The organism is Lysinibacillus sp. RC46, assembly GCF_041262385.1.
In the GTDB taxonomy this organism is placed as follows: Bacteria; Bacillota; Bacilli; order Bacillales_A; family Planococcaceae; genus Lysinibacillus.
Map to the genome: position 1 here is coordinate 170,752 of NZ_JBGCCF010000006.1, position 21,564 is coordinate 192,315.

The window sequence follows — 21,564 nt, forward strand, 5'->3', positions numbered from 1 at the left end:
TGCCATATTTTTAAGTAAAAGTGTTTTTATTGCTCACTAGGTTGTGTGGATGGCTTTAATAAGAACCAAACAATTACTAAAGTTACTAGTGCTAATATAAAAGTACTCATATAAATGAAATGTACACTTGAAGCTAATGCCTCTTGTGATTTGGTTACTATGTTTGCTGTAGTTCCTCCATGTCCACCAGAAGATACGAGATCAAGGTTTTTAATCCCCTGTGCATGAATCATCGTATTGAAAATTGCCCCGAAAACTGCAGCACCTAATGTTTGACTAAACGTATTGATAAATGTGTTTAAGCCAATTGCCGTCCCTCGCGTATGGGCTGGAACAGCTGATTGAATTGTTACCATATAAATAGGTACAATAAGCCCCATTCCTAAGCCGAATAATCCAACTGCAACATAAATAAGGAATGCTGGTGAATTTGTTGACAAAGTAAATAGTGAAAAGGCAGCAATTGAAAGAATACTAGCTCCAAGTAGAATGATTTGTTTCGTTTTTAAGTAATCAATTAATTTCCCAGAAAAAATAGTGCCAAATGTCCACATAACAGGAAGCGGCATTAAAACGAGTCCGGCCTCTGTCGCATTTTTTCCTAATACACCTTGGCTCCAAATCGGAAGATACATTGTAATACTAATAATCATTGCACCAGAAATAAGAGTTAATATGTTTATAATAGATAATGTACGATTAGAGAAAAGTGCTAGCGGAATTAATGGTTCCGGAGATTTTCTCTCAATGAATAAGAAAATAATGAATGCAACAGCTGCAAAGATTAAGAGGCTAACAATTGTAATGTCCCCCCAGTTTTGCTGACTGCTACCTGTTAATAACGCGTATAGTAGCGCGATTGTACTTAATGAAAATACCGTCGCTCCAAGATAGTCGATATGGTGCTTAGCAGGTTTAATAGATTCTTTATAATAAATTACAATCATTAAGCAAGCGATAATTCCAAATGGAACGTTTAAGAAGAAGATGTAGCGCCAAGAGAGAGAATCAACTAAAAATCCTCCAACTAATGGTCCGATTACACCAGAGACGCCCCAAACAGCACTAATCCAACCCTGTGCTTTTGCACGGTCTTTCACTTCGCTATATAAGTCACCCATGATTGTCATTGTTATTGGCAAAATAGCGCCAGCACCTAGACCTTGAAGGGCACGAAAGACGATGAGCTGTTCCATCGATGTAACAACACCGCAAAGTGCAGAGCCGACTAAAAATATTGTAGCTCCAATCAGTAAAACTTTTTTACGACCGAATAAATCAGCCAGTTTCCCGTATATTGGAGTCGAAACGGCTGTGGCTAGCATATAAATTGCATATACCCAACTAACAAGTTCGACGCCTGACAAATCACTCGTTATACGGGGGATTGCTGTACTAATAATTGTTCCTTCTACAGCAGAAAGAAATGTCATTAACATTAATGATAAAATAACTTTTTTTCTCATATTTTTCCCCTTTACTTCTATACAGATCAATTATGCTTCGTCATAATTGCGTCTGGAATTGGCTTTGGGCCAATAAATGTTTTTTGTGCGAAAGCGAAGCGGCAGCAACAAGTGTTTTTTGTGCGAAAGCGAAGCGGCAGCAACAAGTGTTTTTTGTGCGAAAGCGAAGCGGCAGCAACAAAAAATTTGTCTGTGCGAAAGAAGTTAAAATTATTCACTATATAGCTAAGTATATTTTTTTATTATCTATAAACAATATAGATAATCAATAAAGTACCTTTATTGCACTAACCTTCTTCGTTAGTTCAAGTACATTTTTTCACAAGATAAACATCAATTTTAACATAAATATACATTAAAAATCACCTCCAAGAATAACTAAAGAGGTGATTTTTATCAAACGTTATTACCAATTATCATTCTTTATTATTAACGAGCACACATGTTGCTTTGAAATCAATTGTCTCGGCATAATTGCGTCCGGAATCGATTTTGTGCTTACCTTTCAATCCTTAAATACTCGCCACATTTCCTCATATTTAACTTTAGCAGAGGTGGATTTTATTTAACCAAAAAGTGATCTTACTAGTGGTACCGCTCTAGCTTAAAAGCGCTAGACTAGACAATGCTCTCTTGAAAATGAAAAATCTCCTTACATATTTTCAAACTGAAATAAATCAACTATAATGGTATTCAAATGGTAGAAATACTAAATTACACCCATTTATCTTTATTTATACAAATCTACTATAAAGGAGAATGAAGATGAAAAAGAAGGTTTTATCCTTACTCATGGCCATAATAATGGTCCTATCAGTTAGCGTATCGGCATTTGCCGATGAAATGTCGCCACCAGCGACAAGAGGAGAAATCGTTAAAACCTTGTTGCTGGCAGCAGATGCTTATCAACCAGGAATTAATAAAGAATCCATTATGCAAGGCTCTAAAAACGAAGATTTAAGAGAGAATGAGCCGGCTAAGAAGATTGAAGCTTTAGTCATGTTGAGTAGAGCATTCGGCGAATTACCAGAGCCTGTCGGAAATGATCTGCGCAGCGGAACATTTGATGTCGAGTTCACCGATGTACCAGCTTGGGCTAAGAAAGATATCGATAAACTTGCAAAAGCAGGCGTACTGACTGGCAAACCTGACGGCACATTAGGCGCAAATGACAATATTACGATCAATGAGTTCCAAAAAATTATCGCCAGAGTGTGGACGCTTAAAGGCTCCCATTTAAATGACGATTTTTATGAAGCAATCAATAAGGAATGGTTAAATAAATCGACAATTCCGGATGGAGAAATCATGGGCGGCGTATTTTCCGAGCTGCATAAGCAAAATAACGATAAAATAGAAAAAATAATAGATGAGCTCGTTGGCAAACAATTCGCAGAAGGAACAAAAGAACAGAAAATTACCGACTTCTATTCGACGGCGTTGGATAAGAAAAATAGAAATAAACAAGGGATTGAACCTATTCAAAAATATGTAAAGGCAATAGACGAGGCTAAAACGCTTGATGAACTTATTCAAGCTGATCTTACCCTGGAGAAGGATTCGGGTCAAAGCTCATTATTCAGCTTTGCAATCATGAACGATGCAAAGAACAGCAGTGAAAATGCTTTGTATTACGCTGGATTAGCTACAGGTCTGGATAAGAACAGCTTTGACACGGAAGACTCGAAAGCGAAAAAAGCCTATATTCAATATATGGCCAGACTTCTTGAGTTATCGGGCGAGAAAGAGTCTGCAGCGAAAGCACTTGCCGAGAATGTTTACGAAATGGAGAAAAGCTTAGCTTCCGTATCGCTTGAACCTCATGAACAAGGCGATGTCAATAAATACTATAATCCGTATACAATTGAACAATTCGATGACATGTTCAAAACAGTAGATATGAAACAAGTCTTGAAATCGATGAAAGTCGACAGTACTGATAAAGTGATCGTATTCGATGTGAAGCTGGCGCAAAAAGGTGCTGAACTCTTGACTGAAACTAATCTTAATGCGCTTAAAACTTACTCCAAAGTGCACCTGCTTATGGCAGCAGGCGGTTTGTTGTCAGATGATTTCGAAGATGCTGCCAAAGAGTTTGACGCAACGTTATATGGCGTTACAGGAGAAAAAACAGATAAGGAAGTCGCAGTAGCCAAGACAACTGGTACAATGGGCGGATATTTGGAGCAAATGTTTGCCGAGAAACATTTTTCACCAGAAGCTAAAAAAGATGTTGAGCAAATGGTAGAGAAGTTAATTGCTACGTATGAGGAGAGAATCAAAGCTCTTGATTGGATGTCAGAAACAACAAAAGCTAAAGCAATTAAAAAGCTGGATACGATGATTGTTAAGATCGGTTACCCAGATAAGTGGGATACGACATTAGATAAAGTAGCGATCAAGACATATGACGAAGGTGGTTCGCTGTTCTCTAATACCTTGACAGTAAACAAAGCATACATTGATAACGTGAAAGCCGAGCTAGGAAAACCGGTGGATAGGTTGCAATGGGGTACAAGCGTATATACCGTAAATGCTTTCTACAATCCTTTTAATAACGAAATTACGTTCCCTGCCGGTATTCTTCAAGCGCCTTTCTATGATATTAACGCTAAACCTGAAGCAAACTATGGTGCCATTGGCATGGTCATAGGCCATGAAATCAGCCATGCATTTGATAACAACGGATCAGCATACGACGAAAATGGAAATGCAAATAACTGGTGGACAGAAGAGGACTTTAAGAAATTCGAAGAGAAAAACCAGGAACTGATTGAGTTCTATAACGAAATTGAGATTATCCCGGGTGTGTTGAACGACGGTCAGCTTACACTAAGTGAGAATGTCGCTGATTTAGGTGGAATGGCGGCTTCACTACAAGTTGTATCCAAAATGAGTAATCCGGATTATAAAGCATATTTCGAAAACAATGCAGAAATATGGAAATCCACAACCACAAAAGAATTTGCAGCGTACCTGAGCAAAAACGATGTACATTCAGCCGCTAAAATTCGGGTTAATCGCACGATTGTGAACTTTCAGCAATTCTATGATACCTATGGAATTAAGCTTGGAGATGGCATGTATATAACTCCAGAAGATCGAGTATCCATCTGGTAAAAATCAAAGCAGATAGAGCTAATCCGATAGCTCTTACATCAGTGTATAAAGGCAAAGAGGCTATCCAGGAAGTCCTTTTTAGAGTAAATACACCGAAATCAAAAGCCCAAGAATGGTAATTTTACGGCATTCTTGGGCTTTGCTTTTTTTTCAGCCCTTCGATTGAAGGTTTCTAAATAATTTTTATAATATACCATAAAATGATAAAACAAAAATATACATTCTGTTTAGATTATACGTCAATTTAAAGGGAGGGAAATGAAAGACATGAAACATAAGATTGCTTTACTAGCAGATGTCCATGGGAATGCAAGTGCTTTAAAAGCAGTTATCGAAGATTCGATCAAAGAAGGTGTCACTGAATATTGGTTTTTAGGGGACTTAATCATGCCTGGGCCTGGGGCAAATGATTTATTTGAAATATTAGATAGTATTAAAGTTGCTACTTACGTTAAAGGAAATTGGGAAGACTGCTTCCTTGACGTACTGAATAAAGAGATTGACTTTGATAATGCTTCTGATATCTATATTTCTAGGTTAGTTCAGTATCAGTGTGAAAATTTAGATGAAAGCTATATTAATCTTATTAAGAGCTTACCATTACATTTAACAAGACAAGTTAATAATCTATCTATCAGCATTAGCCATAATTTACAAAATAAAAATTATGGAGGAGATTTATGGCCCACTAATGATCAGAAAAATTTTGATCAGTTATTTGAGCATGATTACGATATTGCGATTTATGCTCATACCCATCACCAATTGTTACGCTATAGTAGCAATGATCAGTTGATTATTAACCCAGGAACTGTAGGACAGCCCTTTTACAAATGGGGCAAGTTACATTCTGATCTACGTGCTCAGTATGCAATTCTTGAAATTGATGAGACAGGGATTGCAGAGGTGAGATTTAAAAAAATTCCCTATGATGTAGAAAAGGAATTAAACAACGCTATTCATAATAAACTCCCTTATATTGATTTATATCGAGAAATGCCAGAAACAGGAAAAACTCATACCCATGATATTGAGTTATTACAAAAGCTCAATGATCAATTTAACTATAAAGATGAGATAATTAATTTTTTCGAAAAAAATTATTGGGAATTTAAAGGGATAAAGTGAACCTCTTTCAACTAACGACAAATTAATTGGAATCACTCTAAATCCTTGATTTAACTGTATATAAAAAGCTGTCATTTTGAATAAAGATTGATCAAAATGACAGCTTTCTTTTATTTTTAATAACTGTTTTTATAAAAAGGATTGATTATTTTAATTCGCCTTACTCCACTAAAGCACCCGGTAGTTAAATAAAAGAAGTGCTGCCTGAACAACTTAATGATCTTCTACTAAAGACCTTGCTAATAACAAGTTAATTTATATCTCCAAGATAAACTGGTGAATTTTCACCATTTAAATATCCAATTATATATTTTCTTAACTCTTTTGGGTATAGCCTGTAATTTAATAAATCCTCAATACGAATCCACTCAACACCTACCTGATGATTATCAGGATTTGTTGGTTTTATTGGAGTTTCAGTTCTACTTACCTGACATAAAAAATAATATTCTATTTGGTGAACATCAAAATCAAATTCAGCGTATTCATGATTTTTTCCTATATACTCCCTGATATGTAATAATTCTTTGATATCTATATTAAGTCCAATTTCTTCAATACACTCTCTTTTTAAAGTGGTATGGAATGTTTCACCATGTTCTTGCCCTCCACCAGGACAAAGAAAAAAATACCCCTCGTCATCTTGGTTTTTAGTTAATAATATTTTTTCCCCATCCAAAATAATTGCCTTTACTGAGTTTCTAACTTTCATATCTTCCCTCATTTCTTTTTATATCCAAATTATAGCATTTGTTATTCAACTAAACTGCAGTGTTAGTTCAATAAGGAAAAAGATGGTTGCCTACGCAACTCAATAATCTTTAATTAACGCCCCCATTAGTTGAAGCTGAGGAGCCGGTTGAAAAATGCAGATTTACACCGTTACTAAATTGTCTATTTATACACGTTCCCTTATCCTGCGAATTCAATACCATCTTGGGAAAAGGAATATGAAGGAGTCTATAAAAGATGGCACAGGTTGTTGGTAATAACGTCAATCCTCTGCATCTTTCGAAATAAAAGAGCGTTACTTTTTGTTAACGGGTTCGGTTGAGATGTGCAAAACTCTAATTCACAACCTAATTAGCAAGGTAAAGTGTAAAAAGTTCTCTCTAAATATTCAGTAAAATAGCCATTTAATAATTAAGATTAACGATATAGAATGGCAAGGGTTCCAAATTTAAACAATTTCCTCATTCAATTAAATGGCCCGATTGTTGAATAAGAAAAAATCCTGCTTTGATACAAAACTTTATTAAAATAATCAATTTTCATTTTAAATTATCGAACTTTGTTTTTAATGATCAATCTCTTCATAATAATTAGTTCTTTTTTTAATTTGAATTGTAAATCAATCAATGTAATAAAGGCTATTCAATTGTATATATTTTGTGTTCCATAATAAATAACCGTAAAAAAACCCTGATACAGCAACACACTGTACCAAGGTTTGTATTTCATGCTAAATCATCTTATTTACAAGATAATGTGATTATAAAGTATAACGAGATTAGTTATAATCACTCATGTATTCTGTTTAAGTAATCAGTATACAACTTTTTTGTCTAGTATACATCTTTATTGTAACTCAACATATTCTGTAGATTTTGAATAAAGTTCGATTAAAAGTAAGTCGCAAACACTGATTTTATACAGAAAGAAACCAACTGTTTTGAAACAAAGTTTGATCAAAACAGTTGGTTCTTTATTTATCTAGTTTGGTTTTTATTGATTATTTCTGGATGCGAATCTTCAATTAAAGTGCCCGTTAAAATTAGCACTTCACCACAGAAAATGAAAGATAATTTAGTTCTTTCATGGGAGTTCAATAAGAAAAAAAGAGCTGCCTATGCAACTCAATGATCTTCAAGTAAACCCCATTAGTTTAAGAAGTTCTAAAGTAAAAAGGGAACAATTTCATTCCCTTTCACTTTAATTTATGCTTTCAGCTATTGTCATAAAGCTTTTAGTATTTTAAGACAAACACCATTAACAGATTATTACCATGATTGTTTATGGGGAAATGATAAGAGTTCAGTAAGCCCCTTCGTAAAGAGAATGCGTAAATACAAACAAAACCAGCAAAACACCTTTTCGGTGTCATACTGGTTTTGTTGAAGTACATCTTAAATTGTAGTTAGTTCAACTTGATTGCAAATTCCGAATTCGGCGCACCAGCAAATACAACCGTTCCGTTCTCCGGCAGTTTTACTTTGTTATTGCCGCTCACAACGGTAAAATTGATACATACACCCTTCTCATCATACACCGCAAACGAACTCTTCGATGGCAACGCTACGGTCATCGTTTTCCCTGTTACCACTTGCGGGATTGTAAACCATCTCGCATGACCATTTGCTTGTAGCGTAACTTTAGATGCTGGGCTTGCATCAAGCGGTTTTACGTTGGTTCCACTTACGTATAAAAATCCGGACATCTCCATATATTCATTTCCGCCTTCTGTATAGAAACGAGATTCCGTCGTATCACGGCCTGCCAACCCGGGGATCTGGAGCTGATGCGCAGCCGTGTTTGGGCCTGTAATTTTTCTGCCGTTCCAATAGCCCTCTAGACCATCATTGCGATTAATTTGTGTTGTAAGTAACACTGGTACGAGATATTGAGAAGAACTATATTTCTCGTTAACAAGATAGAACTTGACACCTTCCCGCTTTGCCCAGGCGGCAGTGGTTTCCTTCGATAGCACGTTGTCTTCTAGTTTCTCTGCTCCATAGTGATTCATCGCTACTTGCCCTAAGCCAGGCATCGATATAAATGTGCTCTCCCTCAAATATGTTCGTCTATTCTTCTCTGTGACGAAGTTGAGCTTGGAGGTACCTGTCTCATTAATAAAGCTTCCATTCGCAGTATATACATATTTTTCTTCTGGATTAGATGATAAGAACAGTTCCCCATTCTTCGTAATTTCTATTTTGAACTGACTTGAACTATTACCGTAAAAACCCGCTTTCCTCGCTACGTCTCGAGGTATCTTGGCCTTGACCGGCTTGTCAAAGGATCTGTTCGGCTTAATGTCCTTAATTGTGCCCTTCTCTTTAAGCGCAGTGAGCAGTAATTCAGTCGCCATCAGTTGATTTACAGAACTCCCGCCGCCGGATGACAACACAGCCGCTGCCATCTTCTGTTCCGGAAGCACGACCAGTGAAGCATGTTGTAAAAACGTATCTCCGCCCTTAGCCAAGCCCTTTATTCCATATTCACTGAATGGATATAGTTTCACACTATCCCAACCAAGACCATATTTGAAAATGTTGTCTTCATCCCCCGGCCACATTCCTTTTTTATATTCCTCTTGCTCCATCGCTTTGACTGCCTGATCAGAGAGGATCCCTTTTCCCTGTCCCATAAATAATTGTGAGAATCGCACCATATCCTCTGCCGTGGAAGAGATCCCTCCCGCCCCGATAATATTCACCGATTCAGTGGGAAGCTGCCCTTGGTACATTGGAAAATAAAGTCCAGCCCGCTTATCATCTTCCCATTTATCCTGCGGCGTTTTCGTATGATTTAGCTTTAAGGGTTCTGTAAACTGTTTATGTAGAAATTCGGTAAAGCTCAGGCCGCTGACTCTTTCCACCAAAATCTCAGCCAGCGTAAAGCCGTCGTTGCAGTATACCGAGAACGCGCCAGGATCCGCCTTCAAGTGCTGGTTGGACAATCGCTGCAACAAGTTATCATGGGCATAGGTATCATTATCTTTAAATAAAAATGCATTCCTATACTCAGTACCTTGTAAGCCGGAGGAGTGGTTCAACAGCATACGCGGCGTAATGCTTTTGTAACGCTCGTCTTTCATTTTGAAATCAGGAACATAGTGGACAACAGGAGCATCCAAATCAACTTTTCCTTCGTCGACCAATTTCATCACAGCCGCCGTTGCATACATTTTACTGACTGAACCAATCCCGTATAGGGTATCTTTGGTCAGCGTTTTCCCTTTCATATCGTTCTTACCTGCCTGACCCGACAAAATAATTTGGCCATTGTCAATTAGCGCATACTGCACGCTATTCGTCTCATACGACTTCGTGAGTAGCGCAGCCTTCTCTGCCGCAATCTTTTTTAGTTCTTGACTAGCTACTTCTTGGCTAGCTACAACCGTAGCCTGACTGCTAGAAAACGCCATCGCCCCTGTTGGTAAGCTCATCGTTAACGCTAATGTAGCGGCTAACACCCCAGATAGTTTATTTTTCATAAAAGAATTGCCTCCTTAGATAAGTGATTGATTTCATTGCTGTTATTTCGAACAAAGGTATCTCCTTGTTGTCTTTATTTAACAGATGGTAAAAATTTATAGAAGCTGCCTTCCATAAGATATTTATCAAGTAATTTCTCAAAATCGCTTACAAGATATTCAATTTTTTCATTTATAATACAACCAAACTAATGCGGTAATCATTGTAAGACAAGAATTTGCGCAATCCTTTCCCATAGGATTCCATTTACTAGTTCATTCATTTTTTTCTCCTCCAAATTGTTTATTTACCCTTAATACGATTACGTTCGTCTAATCGTTCACTCACGAAAAAATAAATAAAAAAAATCTCAGGAATTTGATCCTGAGACCTTTCTTTTAAATATTTTTCTTGCAAAAATAAGATAGATAATAAGATACGCTGGAAATTGAATAAGGCCTAAAAAGCCCCATAGCCAAGCATTGTGTCCCCTCTTCCGTGCATCCCAAAACATCCATGAGCTCTGACAAATCAGAATGAATGCAATCACGATGCATAACCAAAGCGGTGTGCTACTTAGTTCATTTGAGATCATTCATTACTGACCTTCTTTCTAGTTTTTTTAAGCGCTAAGGGCAATAAGATAATCCCCACAAGCTGAAAATAAAGAAAAAGAATTGGCTGACGATAAACGACAGCAATCCCAACCGAAAGCACAAATACTGCAACAGAGATAAACGTGAGGAGGTCTTTCCATTGTTTTTTTCGTATTCTTTTTTTCTCTAATTCAACATTCTGTTGAAACCATTGTAAGCTTGGAGTAGATACTGGATTCCATTGATCCAGTTTTTCTAAACCATCTATTAATTGCTTAACCGTTAATTCATTTTCATCATCCAACATAGAATGACTATTTTTAGAATCATACTCTTTCAAGTTCAGCCAACTCCTTTCGTATACTTTTTAGACCATTTGAAACTCGAGATTTTACTGTTCCTTCTGCAATACCCATCATTTTTCCAATTTCCTTATATGAATATCCGTAATAATGCTTTAACACGATTGGCATACGTATTTCTTCATTAATTTGAGCAAGTACATCAAGTACATCATTCCATTCTTCGTTCATAATGGCTGCATTCCATTTCATTTTTCGGAGCGCTTGTTCCTGCTCTAGCCAGTTTTCCTCCCGCTTCTTTCTGCGCTGTTGATCGATAAAAAGGTTCGTTGCGATTGTGATGAGCCATGATGAAAACTTGGATTCACCATTATACAGTTGGATTTTTTCAATACACTTCATCATCGTCTCTTGTGCTAAATCTTCTGCGATTTGTGGATGAAGAGTAACTTTCATTAAATACTTTACGAGGAACGAATAATTCTGTTGTAGCAGTTTCGAAAGAGCCAATGTATCTCCTTTTTTCGCTTTTCGAATTAAATCCTTTTCATCCATGAGATCTACTCCATACAATAATGATTTATATGTAATACGATTTACTGGGAAAAATCGTTCATTTTCAAAATAAAGAATCACAACAAAAATCCATCTATTAGTATTTATTAAGTTTACTTGAAAGTTATATATTTCACCAAAAACCAAAGTATTGTTGCTCATTCAACGAGTTCCGAATGCTTGTCTAATTATTATCGTATTATCAAACTACTCACATGTTTTGTTTAAGTATGTCTTCTTTAACTAACTGGTCTGTTTGTGGAATAAGAAAAATCCTGTTTTGATACAGGATTTTAATCAAACTTTATTAAAATAATCAATGTTTATTTTAAATTATCGAACTTTGTTTTAAATGATCAATCTTTTTTATAAAACTACAACTTTAGATGTTCTTGTTCTTTTAGACATAAAAAACACCCCTTTGGCTAAATAATAACCAAAGGGGGAACGCTTCATGACTTTATTTTAAACATCGCAACTTTATTTCTAAGCTGCAATTTTTCAAATATAAGATTGTTTACAATCTAAATTATTTAGTATACATCTTTATTGTCCAGTATATATCTTTATTGCAAAGTATATATCTTAATTGTCCAGTATACATCTTTATTGTAACTTAACATCACATGTTGGTTTGGAATAAAGTTTGATTAAAAATTTCTCTAAACTTTTGATTTCACTGCATACGAAGAGCCGTGGTTTTGAATAAAGATTGATTAAAACGATGGTTTTCTTCTACTTGTAGGGACTACTTTTTATAAAAAAGTTTGATCAAAATTAAATATAAATGTTGATATAACGGTATTTTATTGATTTTGATAGGCTTAAAACGATTAAACTTTCTTCAAAATGGTGCGACTTTTTCAAAACAGTTCAACTTTGTTTTAAACCGACATAAAGAGCTGCTATCAAAATAGCTCCAACAAGCAGGAAATTCAAAAATACCTCTCGAGAGTTCGAGGGGTGTTTTTGAATGGTTTTAATACTGAAGTCTTTCTGATCAATTGTTAATGCTTTATTTTTTTACCTCATTTATTATTTCTTTAGCCTATTTTTATTTTTTTGATAACACCATGGAAAAAAAATCGTGAGCATATATATTTACATATCGTAATATCGTGATATGATGATGTGTATAAAAATGATAGTGAGGTGAAGTCGTGACGAAAATTCAATTTAATCAGGTTGATTTATTTAAAGCATTATCTAATGAAGCGAGACTGAAGATATTATACTGGTTAAAAGATCCTACAACGCATTTTGATACAAAGCGACAAGCGATAGAGGAAATGAATGAAGTAGGGGTCTGTGTAAGCCTGATTAGAGATAAGCTTGAGATGAATCAGTCTACTACATCTCAATATTTATCAACTTTACAGCGTGCAGGTTTGGTCGAAGCAAGACGCATCGGAAAGTGGACATACTATAAACGCAATGAGCAACTGATACATGAGTTAGCAAACTTTATAGAAACGAAGCTATAGGATTTAGAAAAAATATCAAAATTTGAAAAGAGGTAATAAAAATGAAAATTGAAATATGGTCAGATTATGCATGTCCCTTCTGTTATATTGGAGAAGCAAGATTGGAAAAAGCAATGAATGAGCTAGGAATTAAAGATCAAGTAAATATTGAAATGAGAAGTTTCGAATTAGATCCTAACGCTAGTTACGAAGTCGTATCCAATACAGAAGATCGTTTCGCAAAAAAATATGGTCTATCTAATAGTATGGCGGCAGAAAGAATTAGACAAATAGAGCAGTATGGTAAAAACGAAGGTATTGATTTCAAATATTATACTACACGATATACAAACACAATGGATGCTCATCGCTTAACACATTATGCAGCAAAACAGGGAAACAAAACGATTGCAAAAGATTTATTCAAAGCCTATTTCACTGATAATTTAGAGTTGAGCGATAAAAATGTACTAAAAGAAATTGCTGTAAAAAATGGACTAGATGAAAATGAAGTAGAAAAAGTTTTGAATTCCAATGAATTTGAAAGTGATGTACGTAAAGATGAAAAGCAGGCACATTTAATGGGAGTCCGAGGTGTACCTTACTTCTTGATTAATGGAGAAATCACTTTGAGTGGTGCTCAGAATGTCGAAACATTTAAAATGGCTTTAAAAGAAGCAATGCAGGATGATAGTCAGAATAATGATTTATCAGGAATGAGCTGTGGTATTGATGGATGTAATTAATAATCGAAGCGTTGTACATCAATTAACAGTAAAAGATGTATTTTATGCAAATGCATTTTTATATATTGATCAGGATACGAAACATGGGTTTTTATTTGATCCCGGTGCAGAAGCAGAAAAAATATTACATGTGATAGAATCCAACGGTTATCATATCGAAAAAATATTATTAACACATGGACATTTTGATCACATAGGTGCAGTCGATAAAATTAGAAATGAATTAAATATCCCTGTTTACATGCACGAACTCGGACGGGAATATATGCAAAATGCGAGAATGAACTTGTCAGCTTTATGCAATAGACATATCATAGTTGATGATGTGCACTATGTACAATCAGGTGAAACGTTTGAACTGTCTGCTAATTCAGATTTTAAAGTGACGATGACACATACACCAGGTCATGCAATGGATCAAGTTATGTATTATAATGCACAGGATAAAGTAGCATTTGTTGGTGATACAATCTTTAAAGGTAGTATTGGAACCACTCAGTATGAAGGTGGAAATGAACAGGACTTGATACAAAGTTTAAATTTGATTCTATCATTGCCAGATGACGTTGTTTTATATAATGGTCATAGTGGTAAAACAACTGTAGGTGATGAGAAGAGAAGACTCGGCATATAAAGGGTAAGTGACATATTTTCTGTTGAGTACAGGAAATATGTCATTTTATTTATTCTTTATTGTAAAAAAGTGGGAGCAGAATATAATGTCCATGCTTTAGAGGTCAATTGCTGTTGTTTAGATATTTTTGCACCAAAACCTTTAAAAGTGACTCATGCTATAAATTATAAGCAAAATTAATGAAGAGAATAGAGATGAAATAAGATGATAAATAACTTAGGGCGTATTAATGAATTAGCGAAAAAACAGCGTGAAGAAGGTTTGACAAGTGCTGAACGGATTGAGCAACAAGTATTACGCAAAGACTACTTACGCGAAATTCGCGGACAAGTTCGCGAAACTTTTTCAAAAATGACTGTACTCGATCCACTAGGAAATGATGTAACACCGGATAAATTGCGTAGAGAAAAGGAAATGGATTCACGGGAAGTAAAAGCTTAGAAGAAGCACTTACATTCCATGTTAATGGTGATACGCAAATGTGTTGCCGCATGCATTCAACGTAAGCTTTGCTGGGATGTGTTGAATCGTTTTTAGTAAATCTTAATATGGCGGGTAATTGTGCATCAAGTGGATCGTCGTGCACGGAAGCTTCGATTGGCCCGTTACTTGTCTTGGTGGCAATGTGTGGACAAGGTGCTGAAAAATTACGTATTTGAATTCGTTTTAGCTTCGGTTAAGGCTTGACAGAAGAAGATATAAAACAGGCAGTGGAAAAAAAACAGCTATTGAAAAAAGATTGGTGAATTAAGAAAAGAAAAGGTGACCTTAATGAAAGAAACAAAAGACCCCTCGCAAATACGTGTCGTTGTTGGCATGTCAGGTGGGGTGGATTCTTCGGTTGCTGCGTACCTGTTAAAACAACAAGGCTATGAAGTAATCGGGATTTTTATGAAAAACTGGGATGATACAGACGAAAATGGTGTTTGTACAGCTACAGAAGACTATGATGATGTTATTAAAGTGTGTAACCAAATTGGTATTCCATATTATGCAGTTAATTTTGAAAAGCAATACTGGGATAAAGTTTTCACATACTTTTTAGAAGAATATAAAGCAGGACGCACACCAAATCCAGACGTTATGTGCAATAAGGAAATTAAGTTTAAAGCTTTCCTCGAACATGCGATGAGTCTTGGTGCGGATTATCTGGCAACGGGCCACTATGCACGTATTGATCGGAGTGGTGATGGCGAAGTATTAATGCTTCGTGGTGTCGATGAAAATAAAGACCAAACGTATTTCCTAAATCAATTAACACAGGAGCAGCTTAAACATGTTATGTTCCCAATTGGTGATATTGAGAAAAAAGAAGTGCGTGAAATTGCTGAAGAAGCAGGTCTTGCAACAGCGAAAAAGAAAGATTCAACAGGCATTTGCTTCATTGGCGAACGTAACTTTAAAGAGTTCCTAAGTCAATTCCTACCAGCACAACCTGGAAAAATGGAGACAATGGACGGCGTGGTAATGGGACAACATGACGGGCTAATGTACTATACACTTGGTCAACGTCACGGGCTTGGTATTGGTGGCGACGGTGAGCCATGGTTTGTTCTTGGAAAAGACCTAGAACGTAATGTATTGCTTGTTGGTCAAGGTTTTCACCATAATGCATTGTATTCTACTTCATTAACAGCAGTGAAAATGAGCTATACTTCGACAAAAAAATTACCTCGTAAATTTTTTTGCACAGCGAAATTCCGTTATCGTCAAACAGATACTCCGGTTGAAGTGGAGATTTTAGAAGATGGCCGTACACATATTACATTTGAAGAACCGGTTCGTGCCATTACACCGGGACAAGCAGTTGTTTTATATGACGGCGAAGTATGTCTTGGTGGCGGTACAATTGATGAAGTGTTTAAAAACAACGAAAAACTAACATATGTAGGATAAACTTGTGAGAAGACTGCTTAGGCAGTCTTTCGCTACGTAGAGGTGTGGAATTTGGATATGGATTTTAGTAGGAAAATCCATATTTAAAGTAAGCTTCATTTCTTCGGTATCTTCATCTAGCTCCAGTTGAAATCAGGTGGAGTGCATAATCTGTGCGAACTATATTTTTTGACGTCGTATTCACTTACTAAAAATAATAAATACTCGCTATTGTAAAGGATACACAAGGAAGAAGTCATTGGACGTCATGTTGGGGGCATTATCAGCGGGCGTACCTTTACGGGACATGCTCATGATGTGGGTTTGAAATAGAGTTTGATTAAAAGCGTGCTGCAAATGCTGATTTTATGATAGAAGAAACCCACACATTTTGAACAAAGATTGATCAAAATATGTGGATTAATTTAAACTAGAGATTTATTTTATAAAAAAGATTGATTAAAATTAAATTCATTGTTGAATTAATTTAATAAATCTAGACGCTTCCTGGTCCTTAATTTTCCCCCATGGCATCATTTTCTGTTTTGGATAGGTTAAATAGCATACTCTTTTAGCCCGAGTTAAAGCTACAAACATATTCTTTAACTCTTCTTTATATCTCCGAGAAGTATTTGCTCTATAATCTGGAAATACTCCTTCATTTAATCCCATTAAAAATACAATGTCATATTCAAGTCCTTTTGCCATATGAACTGTTAATAATGTAACACCCGTTTTATTGTAATTTTGAGTCTTTCCTAGCGCTATTTGATTTCTAAAATGTCTTAATGATCTCTTACCGGAGGATGTCTGACTACAATACTTTTTCCAATGATTTTTCCATAAAATAATGTCTTCCGAAAGCATATATAATTCTGAGTCTTCTTTATATATTTTTTTCATCTCAACTTCTATATAATCTATAGCTTTTGAAAAACGTTCATTATCTTCAATAATTATCTTCCAGGATGTTTTTAATACTTTAAATATATCTAAATCGATTTGATTATTAATTTCTTTCTCTAGACCAAAAATTACTTCTAAATAGTTACATTGAATATCATATTGACTTTTCTTTACACCTAAAAGGCTTAAAATTCTTTTAAAACTCAATGCATCTTTTTCATTAATAATAAGCTTAAGCCCTGATTCAAATATTTTTATTTCTGGAGATTCACTTTCAAGTCCATTTCCACTTCTGTTATTAAAAGGAATACCACAATTTTTCAACTCTTTTTCAATATGGCTCAATACATACTTATTCCTAGCTATAATGGCTATATTTTCATGAGAGACGCTATTATCATAAGTGTTCCCATTCGTCAGACGTTGGTTAATTTCTGCAACAATCCATTGTGCTTCTTCTACCTCATTAAATAAATCTTTAATAATCAGTTCCCCTTCTATAGGATAAACAGATGAGTTTTCGTAGATAGATGGTTGCCTTAAGTCTTGAGCTATTCTTCGAGAAGCTTCCACAATAATTCTTGAAGACCTGAAATTCTCATGCATTTCAAATTCTTTTGGCTGAAAATCCTTTCGAAAATATTCCATCATATATTCACTTTTTGAGCCATTAAATTCATAAATATTCTGTTTAGGATCTCCAACAAGCATAATATTTTTAAAATCTTTACATAGAGCCTTTAAAACCTCATATTGAGAAAAATTCAAGTCTTGTGCTTCGTCTACACAAATATATTTATATAATCTGGTATATGATTTTGCTATTTGAGGCTTTTCAGTTAAAAGTTTATACGCATAATATAATATATCGTCAAAATCTAGCAAATGCTGCTCCATCAACATATTATTATACGTTTCGAATATTCTAATAAACTGCTCATTAGCTTCTTCAAAATCGTCTAATAATAGGGGGTCAATAAATTGCCGCTTATTTTTACTAATTTGGTCTAAGTATTTTCTATAAATATCATTGCTAATATTAGTTGTATCAATAGTGCCATAACTTTCATTAAAAGCTTTCTTTAATATTTCAAGGAACTAATGATCAAGATGTATCAAGAAGTTTTATTGTTAAGCAAGGTAACCAAAGTTATATCTTGCCTTTAGTTGAAGTAGTTCGCAGTATTTTAGCACCGAATCTTAAATAAGGCTGCATCACATTATGAGCAGTTCATTATTCAAGATGTAGACGTAACAAGGGATTTTAAAACGAAAAATTTAATTGGTACTTTTACATGTTCATGTGGATTTATTTATGCAAGAAAGCAGGGAACGAACATCTTTAAAATTGGACGAGTAAAGGCTTTTGGTGAGTCTTGGCAACAACGGTTAAATGAACTTGCCAATGAAAATTTAAGTGTACGAGCCGTGGCAAGAGAATTAGGTGTAGATTCGAAAACAAAACTGGCTTTTACAAATGGTAATAAGATTAATAAAGAAGATATACATGTTCAACAAGGCGAAATTCTAAGCCAAGAAAAAGTAGCCTTTATAGATGTTTTTATAGAACCGACAGATATTAATGAGGATGGAATTAAAGAATTTAATGATTCTTGGTTTGAATTGATTGGTGATTTAAGAAGTGAAGATCTTGATATGAATCAATTAATGACAATTGTTTCTTCCAAAGGCAATAAAGGAAATTGTTCTCGAATATCAACAACAAAATCCGAATATTCAATTAAATAAAAGTAGTTTCGTTCCAAATCTGATAAAAATTCGTGCTGCCTTTTCGTTTTAATACCTTTTAAACGAGTGGATCTTCCCAATGAGGAAACATCTTGAATATTCAACCACGGTTTATAATCGGCACCAATTCCCGAGCCACGACCTTCTTTAATCCACTTTTCAACTTTAGATGTTCTAGTTCTTTTAGACATAAAAAACACCCCTTTGGCTAAATAATAACCAAAGGGGTAAAGCTTCGCAACTTTTTTACAATCGTCGCGACTTTATTTTAAACGTCGCATCTTTTTTATAAACATCGCGACTTTATTTCAAATCTACATCACAAGTGATCTCTATCTCAACAATTACTCAACAGTTACCGATTTAGCCAAGTTACGTGGTTTATCCACATCACAGCGGCGGTGTAGTGCTGCGTAATAGCTAATTAATTGTAATGGCACTACAGAAACAAGTGGTGTTAGTAATTCATGAACTTGAGGGATTACTAAACGGTCACCGTCTTCGTCTACGCCAGCCATGGCAATAATGCATGGGTATGCTCCACGTGCAGCTACCTCTTTGACGTTACCACGGATGTTTAATCCTACTGCTTCTTGTGTAACAAGGGCAAACACCGGTGTACCTTCTTCGATTAAGGCAATTGTTCCGTGTTTTAGCTCGCCACCTGCGAAGCCTTCTGCTTGGATATAAGAGATTTCTTTTAGCTTCAAGGCACCCTCAAGGCTTACATAGAAGTCTATGTTACGGCCGATGAAGAATGCGTTGCGTGCGATTTTTAAGTAGTCCTCAGCAATATCCTCTAAAACATCTTTTGAATCGATAATTGTTTGAATACCGTTTGCTGCAATCGCAAGTTCTTGTTTTAAATCGTATTCTAAGCCCTTATCATTAGCTTTCGCTGTTACATATGCTGTTAGAGCAAGTACAGCTACTTGCGCTACATACGCTTTTGTAGAAGCTACTGCAATTTCTGGGCCTGCATGTAATAACAGTGTATGGTCTGCCTCACGTGATAGAGTAGAGCCAGGTACGTTTGTAATAGTTAATGTTGGATAACCAAGCTCTTTAATTTTCACAAGTACTTGACGGCTATCTGCTGTTTCACCTGATTGCGTAATAAAGATAAACAATGGTTTTTCTGAAAGTAATGGCATATTGTAGCCGAATTCACTTGAAATATGAACTTCCACTGGGATACCAGCCATTTTTTCGAAATATTGCTTACCGATTAGACCTGCATGATAGCTTGTGCCGGCTGCAATAATATATAGACGGTCTGCTGCTCGTAAGGCTTCTAAAATATTAGCGTCAATTGTTAATTCGCCATTCTCACCTTCGTACGCTTGAATGATTTTACGAATAACTGTTGGCTGCTCATCCATTTCTTTTAGCATATAGTGAGGGTACGTACCTTTTTCAATATCGCTCATATCGAGCTCTGCTGTATATGGTGCACGCTCTACTAATGTACCGTCTAACTTTGTAATTTCAACGCTAGCTTTGTGTACGATTACGACCTCTTTATCGTGTAGCTCCACATATTGATCTGTTACCTGTAGCATCGCCATTGCATCTGAAGCAACAACATTAAAGCCTTCACCAACACCTACTAAAAGTGGAGATTTGTTTTTCGCAACGAAAATTGTATCTGCCGCTTCTGCATCTAAAAGAGCCAATGCGTAAGAGCCGTGTAATAAAGATAAAGTTTTACGGAACGCTTCAGCCGTGCTTAAACCTTCTTTTACAAATAGCTCTACTAATTGCACGATGACCTCTGTGTCTGTATCAGATTTCATCGAAATACCTTTTAAATAAGTTTTTTGTAATAAATGATAGTTTTCAATAACTCCGTTGTGTACTAGCGTAAAACGTCCTGATTCACTTTGGTGAGGGTGTGCATTCAAACGGTTTGGTACACCATGAGTTGCCCAACGTGTATGACCAATACCAACTCTTGCAGCAACGTCCTCGTCCACTGCGTCACGTAAATCTGCAATACGTCCCTTTTCTTTGAAGACTGTTACACCCTCTTCATTACGTACTGCAATACCCGCTGAGTCATAGCCACGATACTCTAGTTTCTCTAAGCCTTTTAATAAGATTTCCTTTGCATCTGCTTCACCAATATATCCTACAATTCCACACATAAATTTCTTTTCCTCCGATATTGTCAATTTGTCGCAATGACAAATTAGACCTCAAGCTATCGAATTTTTTATGAATGTAAAAGCCATGCTTATTTATCAATTATGCCCCGGCATAATTCCCGGACATCCGCCGGAGGCTTTAACTTCTTTCAGTGGATGTTTGGACACCTGCTGAAAGAAATTAAATAAAATAAGCAAACTAATACATGCACATTGTTAACACTCATTCAGCCATCTGAATAGTAAACATTCGATACATGAGGTTTCTCTATTTATCTATTGCTTTAACTATACCTTTTTCATTTTCTGTACATTCAATCGCTTAAATGCTTTCAAAATGAAAAGTGACAATCGGGTATGTCGATTGGGAGGCATCCGCCGAATTTTCGATAAACCTCCACCTCGTCTGCTGAAGATCGTTTCGTCCAATTTCTTCAGCTCAGGCGCTATAATTGTTTTCCGATTTTGCGCTTTCTTCCCTCCTTATGCGCTCTCGTTAAATGATAAGGTCGGACCTCATATTCAACTTCTCCATCATACTCAATCATATGCTGTACGTCAAATTTTCGTTATAAAAAACACCTATTTATCCTACTTTTCAGTGACAAAAAGTAGACAAACAATCTGCTATAAAGCATTATCTTGAGATTCTTAATCAATTTGTGCCTCGGCATAATTGCC

At 35.7% G+C, this 21,564-nt stretch carries 15 protein-coding genes and 1 pseudogene; 8 read left to right on the top strand and 8 right to left on the bottom strand.

Going from position 1 to position 21,564, the window contains the following annotated elements:
* Positions 1 to 26: 26 nt before the first annotated feature.
* Positions 27 to 1,466 carry an MDR family MFS transporter gene (locus ABH966_RS07865; RefSeq protein WP_370077334.1) on the bottom strand — a complete coding sequence of 480 codons (1,440 nt, stop codon included), beginning with the start codon at positions 1,464 to 1,466 and terminating at the stop codon, positions 27 to 29.
* Between the two features lie 765 nt (positions 1,467 to 2,231).
* Between ABH966_RS07865 and ABH966_RS07870 the strand changes: the two genes are divergently transcribed.
* A complete protein-coding gene (locus ABH966_RS07870) occupies positions 2,232 to 4,586 on the top strand; it encodes a M13-type metalloendopeptidase (protein ID WP_370077335.1) in 2,355 nt (784 codons plus the stop codon).
* 267 nt (positions 4,587 to 4,853) lie between these two features.
* Positions 4,854 to 5,714, top strand: a complete 861-nt coding sequence (locus ABH966_RS07875) for a metallophosphoesterase family protein (protein WP_370077336.1) — start codon at positions 4,854 to 4,856, stop codon at positions 5,712 to 5,714.
* A 250-nt stretch (positions 5,715 to 5,964) separates the two neighbouring features.
* On the opposite strand, the gene ABH966_RS07880 is transcribed toward ABH966_RS07875, so the two are convergent.
* The 4 genes from ABH966_RS07880 to sigY all read right to left on the bottom strand — a co-directional run bounded on the left by ABH966_RS07880 (position 5,965) and on the right by sigY (position 11,363).
* Complete coding sequence (locus ABH966_RS07880) at positions 5,965 to 6,426, bottom strand: NUDIX domain-containing protein (protein WP_370077337.1); 462 nt, start codon at positions 6,424 to 6,426, stop codon at positions 5,965 to 5,967.
* A gap of 1,425 nt (positions 6,427 to 7,851) precedes the next feature.
* Entirely contained in the window at positions 7,852 to 9,930 is a 2,079-nt protein-coding gene (locus ABH966_RS07885; RefSeq protein WP_370077338.1) for a serine hydrolase domain-containing protein, read from the bottom strand.
* Between the two features lie 571 nt (positions 9,931 to 10,501).
* Complete coding sequence (locus tag ABH966_RS07890) at positions 10,502 to 10,846, bottom strand: YxlC family protein (protein WP_107950135.1); 345 nt, start codon at positions 10,844 to 10,846, stop codon at positions 10,502 to 10,504.
* The gene (gene sigY, locus ABH966_RS07895; protein ID WP_370077359.1) at positions 10,833 to 11,363 is read right to left on the bottom strand and encodes an RNA polymerase sigma factor SigY; all 531 of its coding nucleotides are present in this window, start codon (positions 11,361 to 11,363) and stop codon (positions 10,833 to 10,835) included. The genes ABH966_RS07890 and sigY overlap by 14 nt, the downstream gene beginning before the upstream one ends.
* A 1,169-nt stretch (positions 11,364 to 12,532) precedes the next feature.
* Between sigY and ABH966_RS07900 the strand changes: the two genes are divergently transcribed.
* From ABH966_RS07900 to mnmA, 5 genes are all read left to right on the top strand, one after another.
* On the top strand, positions 12,533 to 12,847 hold the full coding sequence (locus ABH966_RS07900) for an ArsR/SmtB family transcription factor (RefSeq protein ID WP_107951164.1): 315 nt from the start codon (positions 12,533 to 12,535) through the stop codon (positions 12,845 to 12,847).
* 41 nt (positions 12,848 to 12,888) lie between these two features.
* Entirely contained in the window at positions 12,889 to 13,572 is a 684-nt protein-coding gene (locus ABH966_RS07905; protein WP_370077339.1) for a DsbA family oxidoreductase, read from the top strand.
* The gene (locus ABH966_RS07910; protein ID WP_370077360.1) at positions 13,559 to 14,206 is read left to right on the top strand and encodes an MBL fold metallo-hydrolase; all 648 of its coding nucleotides are present in this window, start codon (positions 13,559 to 13,561) and stop codon (positions 14,204 to 14,206) included. Before ABH966_RS07905 ends, ABH966_RS07910 begins: the two co-directional genes overlap by 14 nt.
* Positions 14,207 to 14,410: 204 nt before the next feature.
* Complete coding sequence (locus ABH966_RS07915) at positions 14,411 to 14,647, top strand: DUF896 domain-containing protein (RefSeq protein WP_144787844.1); 237 nt, start codon at positions 14,411 to 14,413, stop codon at positions 14,645 to 14,647.
* A 330-nt stretch (positions 14,648 to 14,977) separates the two neighbouring features.
* A complete protein-coding gene (gene mnmA / locus ABH966_RS07920) occupies positions 14,978 to 16,102 on the top strand; it encodes a tRNA 2-thiouridine(34) synthase MnmA (RefSeq protein WP_370077340.1) in 1,125 nt (374 codons plus the stop codon).
* Positions 16,103 to 16,552: 450 nt separating this feature from the next.
* On the opposite strand, the gene ABH966_RS07925 is transcribed toward mnmA, so the two are convergent.
* A complete protein-coding gene (locus tag ABH966_RS07925) occupies positions 16,553 to 18,076 on the bottom strand; it encodes an ATP-dependent helicase (RefSeq protein ID WP_370077361.1) in 1,524 nt (507 codons plus the stop codon).
* A gap of 147 nt (positions 18,077 to 18,223) precedes the next feature.
* Between ABH966_RS07925 and ABH966_RS07930 the strand changes: the two genes are divergently transcribed.
* Positions 18,224 to 18,736 carry a TnsD family Tn7-like transposition protein gene (locus tag ABH966_RS07930; protein WP_370077362.1) on the top strand — a complete coding sequence of 171 codons (513 nt, stop codon included), beginning with the start codon at positions 18,224 to 18,226 and terminating at the stop codon, positions 18,734 to 18,736.
* On the opposite strand, the pseudogene ABH966_RS07935 reads toward ABH966_RS07930, so the two are convergent.
* Positions 18,655 to 18,927 (bottom strand): annotated as a pseudogene (locus ABH966_RS07935) (heteromeric transposase endonuclease subunit TnsA); the annotation flags it as partial. The gene ABH966_RS07930 and the pseudogene ABH966_RS07935 overlap by 82 nt on opposite strands.
* Positions 18,928 to 19,080: 153 nt before the next feature.
* Positions 19,081 to 20,883, bottom strand: a complete 1,803-nt coding sequence (glmS, locus tag ABH966_RS07940) for a glutamine--fructose-6-phosphate transaminase (isomerizing) (protein ID WP_370077341.1) — start codon at positions 20,881 to 20,883, stop codon at positions 19,081 to 19,083.
* Positions 20,884 to 21,564 lie beyond the last annotated feature (681 nt).